General features: G+C 47.9%; 12 protein-coding genes. All 12 read right to left on the minus strand.

Features of this window, described 5'->3' with window-relative positions; all coding sequences use genetic code 11:
• Positions 1-43 precede the first annotated feature (43 nt).
• The 12 genes from pseI to GBK04_RS19250 all read right to left on the minus strand — a co-directional run bounded on the left by pseI (position 44) and on the right by GBK04_RS19250 (position 13,812).
• Positions 44-1,081, minus strand: coding sequence for a pseudaminic acid synthase (gene pseI, locus GBK04_RS19200; protein WP_152762450.1), 1,038 nt, complete (start codon positions 1,079-1,081; stop codon positions 44-46).
• Positions 1,082-1,085: 4 nt separating this feature from the next.
• Positions 1,086-2,516 (minus strand): UDP-2,4-diacetamido-2,4,6-trideoxy-beta-L-altropyranose hydrolase, encoded by a 1,431-nt coding sequence (gene pseG / locus GBK04_RS19205; RefSeq protein WP_152762452.1) that lies wholly within the window; start codon positions 2,514-2,516, stop codon positions 1,086-1,088.
• Between the two features lie 42 nt (positions 2,517-2,558).
• Positions 2,559-3,224 (minus strand): class I SAM-dependent methyltransferase, encoded by a 666-nt coding sequence (locus GBK04_RS19210; protein WP_152762454.1) that lies wholly within the window; start codon positions 3,222-3,224, stop codon positions 2,559-2,561.
• A 46-nt stretch (positions 3,225-3,270) separates the two neighbouring features.
• Entirely contained in the window at positions 3,271-4,578 is a 1,308-nt protein-coding gene (locus tag GBK04_RS30810) for an aminotransferase class III-fold pyridoxal phosphate-dependent enzyme (protein WP_373331134.1), read from the minus strand.
• Positions 4,575-5,339 carry a cytidylyltransferase domain-containing protein gene (locus GBK04_RS30815; RefSeq protein ID WP_373331135.1) on the minus strand — a complete coding sequence of 255 codons (765 nt, stop codon included), beginning with the start codon at positions 5,337-5,339 and terminating at the stop codon, positions 4,575-4,577. Before GBK04_RS30815 ends, GBK04_RS30810 begins: the two co-directional genes overlap by 4 nt.
• Complete coding sequence (locus tag GBK04_RS19220) at positions 5,318-6,196, minus strand: aldo/keto reductase (protein ID WP_152762456.1); 879 nt, start codon at positions 6,194-6,196, stop codon at positions 5,318-5,320. Before GBK04_RS19220 ends, GBK04_RS30815 begins: the two co-directional genes overlap by 22 nt.
• Before the next feature lie 42 nt (positions 6,197-6,238).
• On the minus strand, positions 6,239-7,462 hold the full coding sequence (gene pseC, locus GBK04_RS19225) for a UDP-4-amino-4,6-dideoxy-N-acetyl-beta-L-altrosamine transaminase (protein WP_152762458.1): 1,224 nt from the start codon (positions 7,460-7,462) through the stop codon (positions 6,239-6,241).
• Between the two features lies 1 nt (position 7,463).
• Positions 7,464-8,486, minus strand: coding sequence for a UDP-N-acetylglucosamine 4,6-dehydratase (inverting) (pseB, locus tag GBK04_RS19230; RefSeq protein WP_152762460.1), 1,023 nt, complete (start codon positions 8,484-8,486; stop codon positions 7,464-7,466).
• Between the two features lie 191 nt (positions 8,487-8,677).
• A complete protein-coding gene (locus tag GBK04_RS19235) occupies positions 8,678-10,066 on the minus strand; it encodes a TMF family protein (protein WP_152762462.1) in 1,389 nt (462 codons plus the stop codon).
• A gap of 158 nt (positions 10,067-10,224) precedes the next feature.
• The gene (locus GBK04_RS19240) at positions 10,225-11,220 is read right to left on the minus strand and encodes a Wzz/FepE/Etk N-terminal domain-containing protein (RefSeq protein ID WP_152762464.1); all 996 of its coding nucleotides are present in this window, start codon (positions 11,218-11,220) and stop codon (positions 10,225-10,227) included.
• Between the two features lie 7 nt (positions 11,221-11,227).
• Positions 11,228-12,637, minus strand: coding sequence for an SLBB domain-containing protein (locus GBK04_RS19245; protein WP_373331471.1), 1,410 nt, complete (start codon positions 12,635-12,637; stop codon positions 11,228-11,230).
• The gene (locus GBK04_RS19250; RefSeq protein ID WP_373331136.1) at positions 12,535-13,812 is read right to left on the minus strand and encodes a polysaccharide biosynthesis/export family protein; all 1,278 of its coding nucleotides are present in this window, start codon (positions 13,810-13,812) and stop codon (positions 12,535-12,537) included. Before GBK04_RS19250 ends, GBK04_RS19245 begins: the two co-directional genes overlap by 103 nt.
• Positions 13,813-13,896: the final 84 nt, after the last annotated feature.

Here is a 13,896-nt window from a genome sequence, read left to right on the forward strand (position 1 = left end):
TTAAATTATCACATAAATTTCTGATAGTAGGAATACCTTGCATTTATAGTTTAAGTGGAGTTCCTTTTTTGTACGCTTCTTTTGTGTGAGTCCCTACAAGGCCTTCATAATACTTAGGATGCATTCCATCTCCAGGCCTAATTACCCGGATATTCTTCTCGGTAAATACCTCGCCTTCTTCGATATTTTCTACTACATAAATCGAACGTTTAAATAGAAGACTTTTCTTCTCAGCCTCCTGCACATTTAACTGTACTCCTCCTAAGGAAAGAAATGCGCGTTCCGTTTCTTCCACTAGCATTTTGAGTTCCGAAGGTTCCAGCGAAAACGCACTGTCCACCCCACCTTCAGCGCGGCTGAGTGTAAAGTGTTTTTCTACTACCCGTGCGCCCAGTGCTACAGCGGCTACGGCGGCACCCACTCCCATGGTGTGGTCGGACAAGCCAATGAGGCAATCTGGAAAAATTTCCTGTAAAACAGGAATGGTGTACAAATTGGTATTTTCGGGTGTGGAAGGGTAGGAACTCGTACATTTTAACAGCACGAGTTCCTTGCAGCCATTTTCACGTAGGACTTGAACGGATTCTACGATGTCGGCTATGGACGACACGCCCGTAGACATGATGACGGGCTTGCCTGTGCGGGCTACTTTTTTCAATAATGGATGATGCGTGTTCTCGAAAGACGCGATTTTGTAGAAAGGAACGTTTAGTTCTTCCAGAAAGTCGACGGCCGTTTCGTCGAATGGACTGGAAAAGCAAACAAGCCCTAGTTTCGTGGCTAGTTCGAAAATCGGTTTATGCCATTCCCAGGGAGTATAGGCCTCTTTGTACAAATCGTAGAGTTCCCGGCCATACCACAACGAGTTAGGGTCGGAAATCGTCAGCGCTCCCTGCACGGTCATGGTATCAGCCGTGTATGTTTGCAATTTAAGGGCATGTGCGCCACTTCGGGCCGCGGCTTGCACAATTTCCAGCGCCCGATCCAGCGATTGATTGTGATTACCCGACATCTCGGCGATCACAAAGGGTTTGGTATCCTTTCCGAGTAGCCTGCCGTTGATATTGATCTGTAAACTCATTATATTATGATTTTTCAAAATACGTAACCGAACCAGCCTTCCGCATGGTGAAACCCAGTTTCTGGAAAACGGTTAGTGATGCAAAATTATCATTTTTTACCACCCCGATTATTTTTTTCTGTGGATGTAGCCATGACAAGGCACGGATGGATTGTGAAAGGATTTCATATCCAAGACCCATTCCCCGAAAACGATGGTCAAGCGAGTAGCTTATTGTGGCATCAGCATAAGTAATCTTAAATCGTACCTGCCCAACCGCAGTTGAACCCATTCGGAAAATATAGAACACAAAGGCAGGGTTATCGATGCGCGTCTTGAACCATTTCTGGTGATCCTCCCAACTGATAATGTCAGACTGAATCGAATTCCGTCGGGTTTCCGGGTCATTGGCCCAGGTGTAGTACAGAGGCATATCCTCTTTGCCAGCCAAATCCATCCTCATCGCGAGACTGATAAATATGCCCAACAGGCGAGCTGCCGATTTTCCATCAAAGTGTTCCTTTTGGCGAAAAATGGGTTTGGTAACCGATTCTTTAATTATTGATAGTAGTTCTTCTATTCTACCTGTCGGGAAATTGCCGGCAGCAAGACCAAGACTATTTTTTGTTAGGTATCTATACAGGTGTTTTTGATTATCCACGTAATATCCGGTAATGAGCCACATCCCTACTGAGCAAATTTCGTACGCTATTCCGCTGGCTGGACCGATCGCAATTTCGCAGGATTCCATGAGATCTGCCATTTCCTGCGCGTTCAGATTATGATGTAGACGTAGCCTATTATCTAAATTGGCTAATGAAGCGAGTTGATTACCATGCGCATAGGCAGAGCCCGTGACAATGTGAATGGTTTCCACCCAGGTAAAAAGCTGTGCAGCTCGTGTGGCCTGGGTGGTTAGATTAAAAGAATCGGCTCCCCCAAAGCAAATGAATATATGCCTGGGTTCGGGGAGAAATCTAGCCTGTCGTGCTGCGCGAAGGAATGGTTGCCTAAGGATGGCATACTTTGGGCCCAAATAAAGCCGGGTATTAGGCTCAGCAGAGTATTCTTCACTATGAGTGTCACCCGCATGGTTTATCACAGCATCGGCCAGGAAATGCCAGGCATGCAGATCATCAATGCACACCAATCCTGCGCCCGTGGATTTAATGATTTCCTGGTATTCGGTGCGAAACTCATAGCCATCAAGCACTACCAGTTTTCCTTGGGACAAATAACGGTTGGCTAGTTGCTGGGCTTCTGCTAAATATGCGTCTGTTTGAGGCAGCCTGACCAGAAAGTGGCTCTCCTGGATTTGGGCAGCTAGCTCGGGAGCCGGATCTTGAACCAAAAAAACGCAGGAAAAATATTCTGCCAGTATGTCGGCTAAGGCCAAGGAGCGAGTGATATGCCCTAATCCAATATTGGAATTACCATCCGCTCTAAAATAGACCATAGTCGGTTAAATTTTATCTCAGATAGAACAATGCTTCAGCCCTTATTTGTAAGGTTCAGTGGGATAGGCAAAACTTTCGTTTTTGCTCAAAAGGGTTACCGCAACTTTCTCATCCGGTACGTCCCTTTTAGAAAAACCGGCATGGCTCGTAACAACGGTATAAATCTCGTTGTAGGCGGGATTCCAACTAAACATTTTTGCGTAATTCATTTTATAACTGAACATGCCCTCTCGGTGGGAATAGCCATTTCTGTACGCAAAAGGGGGCTGAAAGTCAGTAATGGCCAAGAGGCCGCCGTCCATGAGACAACGGTCCGCTTCGGCGGCTATTTTGAACAGGTCCCTTCTATCGCAGAGATAGAGGCAAAAGCCGAAGATAACAAGATCAAATTGGTTGTCTTGAAAAGGCAGTGAATCGGCGGTACCTACTTGTAGCCTGAGGGCAGGAAAGTGGGTATTCCCCTCCTCAATAGCCACCGAGGAAGGATCTACTCCGTGGCATTCAGAACCAAAGGAATGCTGCAAGTCATTAAGCCTTGTTCCATTGGAACATCCGATCTCCAGCACCTGAGCCGGAGCTGCTTCAATGGTTTTTAAGGATTTGATCAAAAGACTTTCCTCCTGCTTGGAAAGACTGTAATGCTCCTTATTTCTCAAATACCACTGATCCCCCTCTGTATTTAAAAATATATCTTTCTGCAATTTCATAAAGCACTCAGAACAGGTAGCAAATCTCACAAACTCATTTCAGCTATCAATTCAATCTCTTGAAGCCCGCATGACAAACAGGACCTTCTAGCAAATTACCAATGTCTTGCTTCCCCTTTTCGCACTCAGCTATGACCTGAAAAACGGGTTCGAGCTCTTCAAAGTATTGCTTTAATATGGGTTCCGTATGGGCCATGCTCACGTACACGCTGTTACTGGCAAGGTAACTCTTTTTGAGCATTTCCTGGGTAATCAGCGTTTTATACTTCAAGGCGTTGTCTGAGGAAAAACTAAACGAGATGAGTGCGGGTAGGCCCGCCGTTGTCAACGTCAGCCCATGCCGGATAGCCATCGCCTGCCATTCGGCAGCTATCTTTCGGCCTGTTGCGGTGATGTACTCCCATGATTTTTCCCGCTCCATGACTTCCAGTGTTTTCAAGGCAGCGGTTGGGCCGATTCGCTCGGTCCAGAATGTGCTGCTGATGAACGTTTTCTGGGCCATTTCCATAATCGCCCGTTTGCCTACCACCGCAGTGATGGCGTAGCCATTACCAAGGGTTTTGCCGTACATCGCCATGTCAGGTTCCACGCCATAGAGGGTATGTAAGCCGCCGAAGGTCTGCCGGAAGCCGGAGGTACATTCGTCAAAAATCAATACAATATTTTTCCGGGTAGCCAGTTCTCGCACTTTTTGCAGGAAATTATTTTCCGGTCCTTTATTTCGGGAAACTTCCATCTTGATCACGCCAATGTCTTGTTCCCGAACTAGAGTTTCCAATTCTTCAAAATTATTGTAATTGAAAGGAAACACGGTGTTCACCAGATTTTTAGGTACCCCTTCGGGGTTCAATCCCGGTAGCAAATGGCCGGAAAGGCTCTCGTTTGTGCTAAGATTAGCTGACAGGTACCAGTCATGCCAGCCGTGGTAACCACAGATAGCTACCTTATCCTTGCCGGATGCGGCCCGGGCGATTCGGATGGCGATAGCATTAGCTTCGCCACCGCTACGGGCAAACCGTACCATGTCGGCCCAGGGATTGATCTCAACCAACCGTTCGGCCAGGTACACCTCCTCAGGGCAGTTGAGCGTAGTCATATTGCCTTTGCGGACGGTGTCCATAACGGCTGCGTCTACCTCGTCGTGCGCATATCCCAGCACGTTGGTTCCAATACCCATAATAGAAAGATCCAGGTACTCATTACCGTCCAGATCCCAGACCGTGCATCCTTTGGAGCGGGAATAATAGGCGGGCCAATTGTCCGGGAGGAACATTTCGGGCCGCTTGGAGAGCAGCATCGTGCCGCCGGGTATCAGGGTTTTCGCCTTTTTGTACAATTCTTGTCCTGTTCTCACGGTTGATCTTCCTTTAAGGATTTTAACAAACCTTCATTTCGGATAATGCCTGCGTTGATTTGACTTAATTCGCTATTCATCAGGTATTCGGTATACTCCAGCCAGCTTTTGTCGGTACCCAATTCTTCAATCAAATGCTTTACTAGCGCAAAATCTGCTGCTTCGTCCACGGTCATCCTGATTTTGGAATAATCATTTTCTGAAGTAAAGTTAACGGCCCGAAAGTAATTTTCAGCGATAGGGGAAATGTTATTCCGTATATAGAGGGTTACGTGTTCCCGCTCTGATTTTTTAGTGGCGGTCAAGTAGGATTTTTCAAGGGCATCGAAGGTAAATACTTCTATATCCTGGCCGTCCGGAAATCGTTCCAGTAAGACATTCGATCCATAATCCACCTGATTTGTTTGGGTAAAGTTGATAATTTCATCAACTAAAGCCGGATCAATCAGGGGGCAGTCGGCTGTAACCCGGACGATCCAGTCGGGACGATGGGGGAGAGCGGCCTGGTAGAACCGACCGAGTACGTCGTGTTCCGAACCTCGGTATATGGCGCCCCCCCAGGATTCTACTAGTGCTGCCGTTCGGTCGTCTTCGGGAGTATCCGTAGTGGCGACGATAAGCTTAGAGACGTTTTGGCAGTGCTTTAAACGATCCAAGTGGATTTTCAAAAGGGGCTGTCCCTGAATTTCCATCAGAATTTTGCCGGGCAAGCGGGTGCTGGCCATGCGAGCCTGGGTGATCAGGAGTGTTTTTTCGGCCATTTAGCTGGATTCAAAAGATTGGTTTTTTTTACTTTGATGGTATTTATTTGATGGACGGCTGCTTCTGGCAGCGAATATCTGGAGGCTTGGATATTCCTTTCCAATTGTTTGACAGAATCAACTCCCAGAAGTACTCTGTCGATTGTAGGTTGGTACAGGCAGTACCCCAGTGCCAACGATTCGACAGAGATTCCATATTGGCTGGCCAAGAATTCGATTGTTTCGAGTTCAGCGCTTAATTCCTGCGCTACGCCTTCGGTTCGGCCAGCAAAAAATAACCCTTGCAAGAAAGCTGTACGCGTATGGATGATTTTATGGGTACTGCGTGCTACTTCCAACAGGCCTGCTTTCTGGTTGAGATTATCCAGTACATTAAAAGGAAGTTGGATGACATCCACCGAACTTTCACGGATGATTTCCGCCAGTTCGCTATTTTCGTATAGAGAAACTCCCAGGTACTTGAAGAGCCCTTTACTTTTTGATTTTTCAAGAACGGGTAGCAAAGCGGCATGGGTCTCAAAACCAGCGTACGAATGAAACATCAGAGTTTCGATCTGATGCACCCCCAACTCATCCAGGTACCGGCTAATTCTTTCTTCGTATTGGCTGCTCGTACTGTTGGCAGGTAGCTTGGTGTTTATCTTGAAAACAACATTCGGATTTTGGCGATGAAATACGCCAATCAACTGATGAGCATTACCATATACTTCGGCGGTATCCAGTGTATCGATGCCTGAAGCATGGGCGACGTGAAGTATTTCAAACGCGTCCTCTCGCCGGATCTGCCCACTTTTGTTATTTATTCCATACTCCAAGCCCATTTGAACGGTTCCGAGTATAAGCTTCTCCACTCCCATGGCTTCTCTGACTTATATTTTTTTACAAGTATTGGCTATTTGTTATAAAATCGGAATATGTATGTTTCTGGAATTGATACGATCGTAGTAGTCTAGGATTATCTGAATTACAAATTCTTGCTCTTGCTCGGAGAGGGTAGGGTACATCGGTAAGCTCAAACACTTCTGGTAGTAGAGCTCGGCATAGGGAAAATCGCCTTCTTTCCAACCAAATTGACGGTAATAGGGCATTAAATGACAGGGAATATAATGAACCTGGGCAAAAATTCCGTGTTCACGCAGGAAATCATACAGGCCAATCCGGTTTTCTACTTCTATAACGTACAAATGATATGCATGACCCTCCACTATGCCCGACTGCCCCTTGATGAACGGTTTGCCCGAAAAAGCTTCTGCGTACTTTGTCGCGATACGGCGTCTTTTGACTAGCCCCTCATCCGCGCGCGTTAACTGAGAGGTACCCAAAGCGGCCTGGAAATCCGTCAGGCGATAATTGAAGCCCAGGTTTTGCATCTCCATATACCAGCCGGGGTATATTTCAGCATGTGGTGCAGCCGCCGCGAATGCAGGTGAATTTTGAAAGCTACCGACCTCACGGCTAATTCCGTGAGTGCGTAATCTGAGCAGTTTGTGGTAAAGTTGCTCATCGTTGGTCGTGATCATGCCCCCTTCACCACAGGCAATATGTTTGACCGGATGGAATGAAAAGATAGCCAAGTCGGCAAAGCGCCCGTTTCCACAGTATTGTCTAACTCCCTGGCCATCTTCAAAGTAGCCGCCGGGAGCGTGACACGCATCTTCGATAAGCCAAAGTCCATATTCATCGGCTAGTTGTCGGAAAGTTTCCAGATCGACGGCCCGGCCCGCAAAATCAACGGGAATGATACCTTGATACGTACCCTTGGGGGAGGTCTGTAGCAATTGCCGGACGGAGTCGATGTCCAATAAATAGGTGTCAGGATCAATATCGGCGAAAACCACCTCACCTCCGCAGTACCGGACGCAGTTGGCACTGGCCGCGAAAGTAATGGGCGTAGTAATAACCTTATGGCCCGGAGCTACCTCCAGTGCCAACGTGCAGAGATGGAGGGCGGCCGTGCCATTGGAAACAGCTATGGCATACTGCGTGCCTACGTAGGTGGCAAACTTAGCCTCAAACTCGGCAATTCTGGGACCTTGCGTTAGGTAGTCGGCATGGAGTGCTTCGACTACGGCGGCTATGTCCTGTTCGGTGATATGCTGTCGCCCGTAGGGAATGGAATGCATATTAAACTTCAAAATCAGGATCTACATGTTTCTTGATCATCTCGCGCAGGCTTTCTACGGTTTCCCATTCTGTGTTGTTCCCTGAATTGTAGGCAAAACCTTCCGCTACGGGTACCGCTCCCGTCTCCTGAATAAAGACTTCGGCTTTCCAAACCGGAGACTGCGGGATAATGGCATAATACTGGCCCAAATCGTAGGTGAAGAACGAATCGGAGGAGGTAATCATTTCTTCGTGAATTTTCTCACCGGGGCGGATGCCAATCACGCGATGCTCACAGTCAGGGCCGATGGCCTGGGCCACGTCCATGATTCGATACGAGGGAATCTTAGGCACGAAAATCTCACCCCCCCAGGCGTTGGCAAGCGCGTAAAGTACCATATCTACCCCGGCCTGTAGAGAAATATTAAAGCGGGTCATGCTTTTAACCGTGATGGGAAGTACCCCTTCCTTTTTCTTTTTGATAAAAAAAGGAATGACAGATCCATTGGAACCCATCACGTTGCCGTAACGTACGACTGAAAAGCGGATTTGTCGTTTACCCCGAATGTTGTTCGCCGCGACGAATAATTTATCTGAAGTAAGTTTGGTAGCACCATACAGGTTAATGGGGGCGCATGCTTTATCAGTAGAAAGAGCTACTACGTTACGGACTCCCATTTCCAGCGCGGCTTTAATGACGTTCTCGGCTCCGCCTACATTGGTTTTAACACATTCATCAGGATTATACTCCGCAATGTGGACGTGTTTCATAGCGGCAGTGTGGATCACAAAATCGATGTCCTGAAAGGCACGCTTAAGCCGCTCATAATCCCGGACATCGCCGATAAAGAAGCGAATCGGTGGGTATAGATCCTCAGGGTACTCTTGCGCCATCTGAAACTGCTTCTGCTCGTCCCGGGAATAAATTACCAGCCGCTTAACGCCCGGCCACCGCTGAAAAATTGTTTGGGTCAGGGCTTTTCCCAGCGATCCCGTTCCTCCTGTGATCAGAATACTCTTTTCTGTTAAATCTAGGTTATCCATTCAATTAGTAAAATGCTTTGATAAGCGTATTTTAGGGGCGCAAATATCGGGCTATTTTCCAAGTATTCCCACAGCCCAAAGTAGTTAATGAAAAGTGCGAGGCAGGTGATTACCGAATGGTAATCACCTGCCTCGCACTTATTTCGCATTTTCCGAAACTTGCCGGGCTTTAAACACCTGACTTTCTGTTTCTATTTTTGCTCGTTCAGTTTTTGCTCAATTCGTTGAATTTGGGTTTTGAGAGTAGTGTTTTCCTTTTTCAGCTCAATGATGTACAGCATCATTTCTTCTACTTTTTCTAACAGTACAGCATCCGTTTTTTGCAGATCATTGCCATTTTCAACCATTTCCTGAGCAGAAGGCACCCCAGGCAAGTGCTTATTTTCCTTGATAAAGGATGCTACATCCTCGACCGAACGAAGTTGGTAGTCATCCTGCAATACATTGTCGCGCCAGTCAGCGGTGCTTTTCACAGCTACTTTTACACGCTCAGCCAGGATGCCATCCGACACATACAATTTATAGCCCGCTGGTGTACTACTCAAACCCGTACCAATCATGATGCCGCCTGCATTATTGTTGATGAGGTGATCGTCGGCAGTTAGCGTCCAGTGGCGATCGAGACTTTCAGAGGCTTCCCGAGCGCTTGCGCTCGAACTTCGCATCAAGTTTCCACTGCCATCCACAACCAAGGGATAGGTTGTGCCCGTAGATGTAGGCAGATTCTCGAAGCGTATGCCTGCTGTAGCACTTGACGCTGCATTTACATGTAATAAAGCAGTTGGAGATGAAACGTTTATGCCAGTTTTAACCCCGGCCCGTCCCAATACCAAACAATTATTACAATTGACTCTTGCCCCTTCACCAATGGCAGTAGAGTAGCTTACATTGGAGACATTACTTGAAGAAAAATCTCCGATGAATGTATTAGCATAGCCATTTGTAACTCCAAGGCCTGTGGCGCGCCCTACATAGACATTATAGTCACCTACGGTATTGTCGTAACCAGACCCACGTCCAAGAAAAGTGTTATCACTCCCAGAAGAAGTAAGATAACCTGAAGCCTCTCCTAGGAATGTATTATGGTTTCCCGAACTGTTACTAAGACCAGAGGAACTGCCAATAAAAAGGTTGCTGGTTCCTGTGGTGTTTGCTTCACCTGCACGAAATCCCAGAAAAGCGTTATCAGTACCATTAGCACTTAAAAAGGTCATGTTATTAACCCGCAAGGTATTTCCCGTGGGAATATTTATACTGCCATTGACATCCAACCGTTGCAGGGGGGTGTCTGTTCCCAGGCCTACATTACCTGTATTAAAGTAGATATTGGCGCCATTATTAGTAAATTGGCTGGGTGTTCCACCCGCATCGGGAGCTAAAAAAATCAAACCATTGGCATCCACGCTCAATACCTTGCCATTAGTGGGTTGCGTAGCCGAGCCACTGTTGAGATTGGAAAGTTTTACGCCCTGGTTGCCAATGACCAGCGGTTGTCCGGTAGGAGTAGTGATCTGGTTTTGGGCCATGCCGGTGAGGGCACATGAAAGTAGGCCCAGCGTTAAGGTAAATTTCGTTTTCATAGAAGATCGGTGGTATGATATGAACGGATGCTGGCAAAAAACTTCTCTAAGATAAGCAATGGTTTCAAAATACAAAAATGAATATTATCAAACGGTACCCTATGAAGCTACTACAGAGAATATGACTGCTTGAGGTAAATAGATTAAAATCTAACGCATTATTTTTTCTGACGCACCAGCAAAAAGATGATGGCAGCCAATCCGCCGAGAATGGCAAAGCCCAAAGCATAGTTACGGCGTTTGGGACTACTGCGCCAATTGGAAACCATGGGTGGTTCCAAGACTTTTATTACAGGGGCATCTTCCATGGCCTGAAGGCGGGCCGCCTCAAGTTGTTGGGTCAGCTGACCGTAAAGTGTTTGCGCCTGCATGAATTCAGTTTGTAAGCGTTGTTCACCCACCCGGGCCACATTGCTATAGGTATTACGGTTGCGGTCGCGGTAGGCGTTGAGGGCCATTTCCGACCGCTGGTATTTGTTTTTCGCCTCGGCCATCTGCTGACGCAGAAAAGCTACTTTCTCAAATTTCTTACCCCCCCGGTACTCGGTCACAAATTCGGTGAGGTAGGACAAGCTAAACGTGGCGCAGGCGGCGGCTAACTTGGGGTCGGGCATTTCGACCCGAAGCGACAGGATACCGTTCATTTTGTCCGCGACGGCTGAAATGCGATCGGCAAGATCTTTCATGGCTCGCTCCTGTTCCTTAGACATTGTAATCAGCGTGTCACCCTGTGCCAACTGTTGCGGGGTAAAGGGTTTGGCTTCTTCATCGAGGTAGGTAACCAACAGTACCTTTTTTCCGTTCTGCAAAGGAAATGGGGTGGATAGTACTTTCAAAAGGAACGGTTTGCTACTGAGAATGCTCGGGTAAAGATCGGGCCGCAATGCATCCGACATGGTTTTACCCAGGGAGATGCCCGCCAAACTGGCCAGGTCGCTCAATCCTCCCGCGCCGCCACCCGCCCCGTATTCGGGGAGAATTTTGGCGGTGGCTTCAAATTCCTCAGGGACTAAATATGAAATCCCATAGCCAATGCCGCCAAACAGCAATCCAGCCAAGAGAAGGATAAGCCAATTGCGCTTGAAAAAGGCAGAAATATCGCTGAGGCTTATTTCGACAATCCCGCTCTCGGGATTAGGAGCAGATTCGTTCATAACGTAATCAGAATAGACGAATGGCAGTAAAGATGAGTGTGGAAATTAGAGATATTATAGCAATCCGTTCGGACGGACTCGTTTCTCGGCCGGCTTTAGCCAAGCGTGGAGGTACGTTGATGGTGGTACCGGGCTTGATCGATGGACGATCATTAAAAAAGAGAATCCGTTTGCTGCGATTCACGCGCCCGTTGGCATAAGAGACAAACACCTTGTTCTTACGCGCGTTATCGGTGTAACCCCCAGCCTGTGAAATATATTCGTTGAAGCTGAAGGCCGGATCATAATTGACCAAGGAGGGGTTGAGCACTTCGCCGATGATGCGTACCGTTTCGACCTGGCGGGGAATCAGAATGGAATCGCCGTCCTGCACAAGGATGTTGGCGGGCTGAGCTGGATTGTTCAAAATCGATACCATATCGAGCCCAACCAGCTGGCGGGTAGGGGGGATAACTGCTTTTACGGAATCCTGCTTTACTGTGACCGTTGCCGTTGCTGATTTGACTCGGCCCACCAAGGGATTGGTACCCAAGTCTTCGAGTAACTCGCTATCCTGCTGTTGGATACTGGAAATTTGTCGCGTGAGTCGCGCTCCGGCTAGGTAGGCACTGGGTTTCAAGCCCCCGGCACGTTGGATGATGTCGGAAATACGTTCGGCATTGTTCAGGATGGCGTACCGGCCGGGGTACATCACTTCGCCGTCGAGTACAATGGTTTTCTGCTCTTCGTAGCTCGGGGCTTTTCGCACAAAGACAATATCGAAGGGCATAAGTTCAAATCTCCTGGTTTCGGGCCGGATTTGCAGATCACGATCCACATCGAAGGTCAGGATTTGGGTAGTCTGCGAAGCAGAGGTTAGCATGCTGTCATTCTTGACGCGCCGGGCCACTTCAATGCGGTAGGGGGTAGCGCCTTCGGAGTATCCGCCAGCCAGATAAATCAGGTCAGAAACGGTCATGCCCTGTGCGTAGGGAAAGATGTTACTCTGATTGACAGCTCCCTGGATAGATACGGTTTCCTTTGCTTTAAGTTCGGTCACCGACTTTATTACCAGTTTATCTCCGCGACGTAAGGGTATGTCCTCTATCTCGCCGCGCACAAGTTTTCCCAGATCAAAAGACAGAACCTCAGCTTCAAGAAACTCATTGTTACGATTAATGATGGCTCGGTTTATGAAGGCGTCTTCCTTCAGGCCTTCTGCCTTTTTGATAAGTTCTTTAACCGTCTTGCTTCCTTCCTCAATGGCGTAGAAACCTGGCCGATAGACCGATCCTTCAATGGAAACGCTGTTCTCGTAGCGATTCAGAATTTCCCCTATTTCGTACAGGTCACCATCTTTGGGTATGAAATCCTTAACCTGATCGGCGCTAATAAGGCCAATTTTAAGTTCTTTACCCGTATTTCGTTCGTAGCGGATGGTGGCGGTATAGGCCTTGCTGGTGTACCCCCGGCATATCGGATCAGATCGGCAAAGGTGTCGCTGGTGCTGGCTTCAAATATACCCTCACGCTTCACCTCCCCGACTAGTTCTACCCGGGCCTGATAGGGATATACCATAATGATATCCTGATCCTGAAGGCCGATATCATTTTTCATATTGGCATCTACAATAAACTCGTAGAGGTCAATTTTGGCAACTACATTGTTATTTCGGATTACTTCGATCTTCCGGAACGAACCGTTTTCAGTAGGTCCGCCCGAAGCATAAAGCGCGTTGAAAGCTGTAGCCAGGGAGGAAACGGAGTAGGAGCCGGGACGCGCTACGTCACCGGTTACCAGTACGTTGATGGTACGTATGTTACCCAAAGTAATATTGGCGTAGGTACCGCTGCCAGGACGGTTCAGCGAAGAGAATGCCTGTCGCAGACGGCTTACGATCCGCTCTGAAGCAGCCTCAATGGAAAGCCCGCTTACGTAAACCGGAGCAAGGTTCAACATTTTAACGGTACCTTCGGGACTTACCTTCAAACGAAAATTATCCACGGAGTTACCATAAATATCCACGATAAGTTCGTCATCAGGGCCTAAAATATAATTTTTAGGAGTAGCCAGGCGGAGATTGGGCGCAAAATCCAGATAGGCGTTCTGGAAAATAGGTGCGCCAAAAATGCGCTTCTGGGTTTCCGAAAGTTGTGGTTGATTGTTTTCCCGGCGTCGGTTCAGGTTATTATTATCGTAGCGATCCTGGTTTAGGTCTCCGTACTGATCCTGATACATAGGGTCATTTGGATCCAGGTTGTCGTTCCGGTACCGGCTTTGTCCCTGATTTTGATTCGAACTCTGGGTAGGACGGGACTGGATGCGGTCACGGGTGACGCCCAGCGTATCGCGGCCCCCGACCCGGTTGCCGGTTTGAGTTTGGGCACCTTCCAGTCGCTGACGCAGTTTGGCGATGTCGTCTACGGTGAACCCTCGCGCCATAGCAGCCTGCTCGATCTCCATGTCAGTCATGCCGCTGGCCTTGGCTTGCTGGTAGTACCGCAATAATTGGGCATTGGACATCTGGGAAGGATTAGGTACCTGTGCCTGTGCGGAGGTACCTGCTAGTGCCAGCGTAAGGAAAATAGCTATACAAGTGAAGATATGACGCATGGGTGAGGATTTGCTGTTTTTCGGGAACAGATTGGGGATTGGCCCATCCGGCTGCCTGTCCAATTTTCTACTAACGAACATTAG

Source organism: Salmonirosea aquatica (assembly GCF_009296315.1).
GTDB lineage: Bacteria > Bacteroidota > Bacteroidia > Cytophagales > Spirosomataceae > Salmonirosea > Salmonirosea aquatica.

Excerpts from the sequence above, each read along its gene's own strand:
- GBK04_RS19220 (WP_152762456.1), bottom strand. The coding sequence starts at position 6,196 with ATGGGAGTGGAGAAGCTTATACTCGGAACCGTTCAAATGGGCTTGGAG.
- GBK04_RS19210 (WP_152762454.1), bottom strand. The coding sequence starts at position 3,224 with ATGAAATTGCAGAAAGATATATTTTTAAATACAGAGGGGGATCAGTGG.
- GBK04_RS19240 (WP_152762464.1), bottom strand. The coding sequence starts at position 11,220 with ATGAACGAATCTGCTCCTAATCCCGAGAGCGGGATTGTCGAAATAAGC.
- pseI (WP_152762450.1), bottom strand. The coding sequence starts at position 1,081 with ATGAGTTTACAGATCAATATCAACGGCAGGCTACTCGGAAAGGATACC.
- pseG (WP_152762452.1), bottom strand. The coding sequence starts at position 2,516 with ATGGTCTATTTTAGAGCGGATGGTAATTCCAATATTGGATTAGGGCAT.
- GBK04_RS30815 (WP_373331135.1), bottom strand. The coding sequence starts at position 5,339 with ATGGCCGAAAAAACACTCCTGATCACCCAGGCTCGCATGGCCAGCACC.
- pseC (WP_152762458.1), bottom strand. The coding sequence starts at position 7,462 with ATGCATTCCATTCCCTACGGGCGACAGCATATCACCGAACAGGACATA.
- GBK04_RS19250 (WP_373331136.1), bottom strand. The coding sequence starts at position 13,812 with ATGCGTCATATCTTCACTTGTATAGCTATTTTCCTTACGCTGGCACTA.
- pseB (WP_152762460.1), bottom strand. The coding sequence starts at position 8,486 with ATGGATAACCTAGATTTAACAGAAAAGAGTATTCTGATCACAGGAGGA.
- GBK04_RS19235 (WP_152762462.1), bottom strand. The coding sequence starts at position 10,066 with ATGAAAACGAAATTTACCTTAACGCTGGGCCTACTTTCATGTGCCCTC.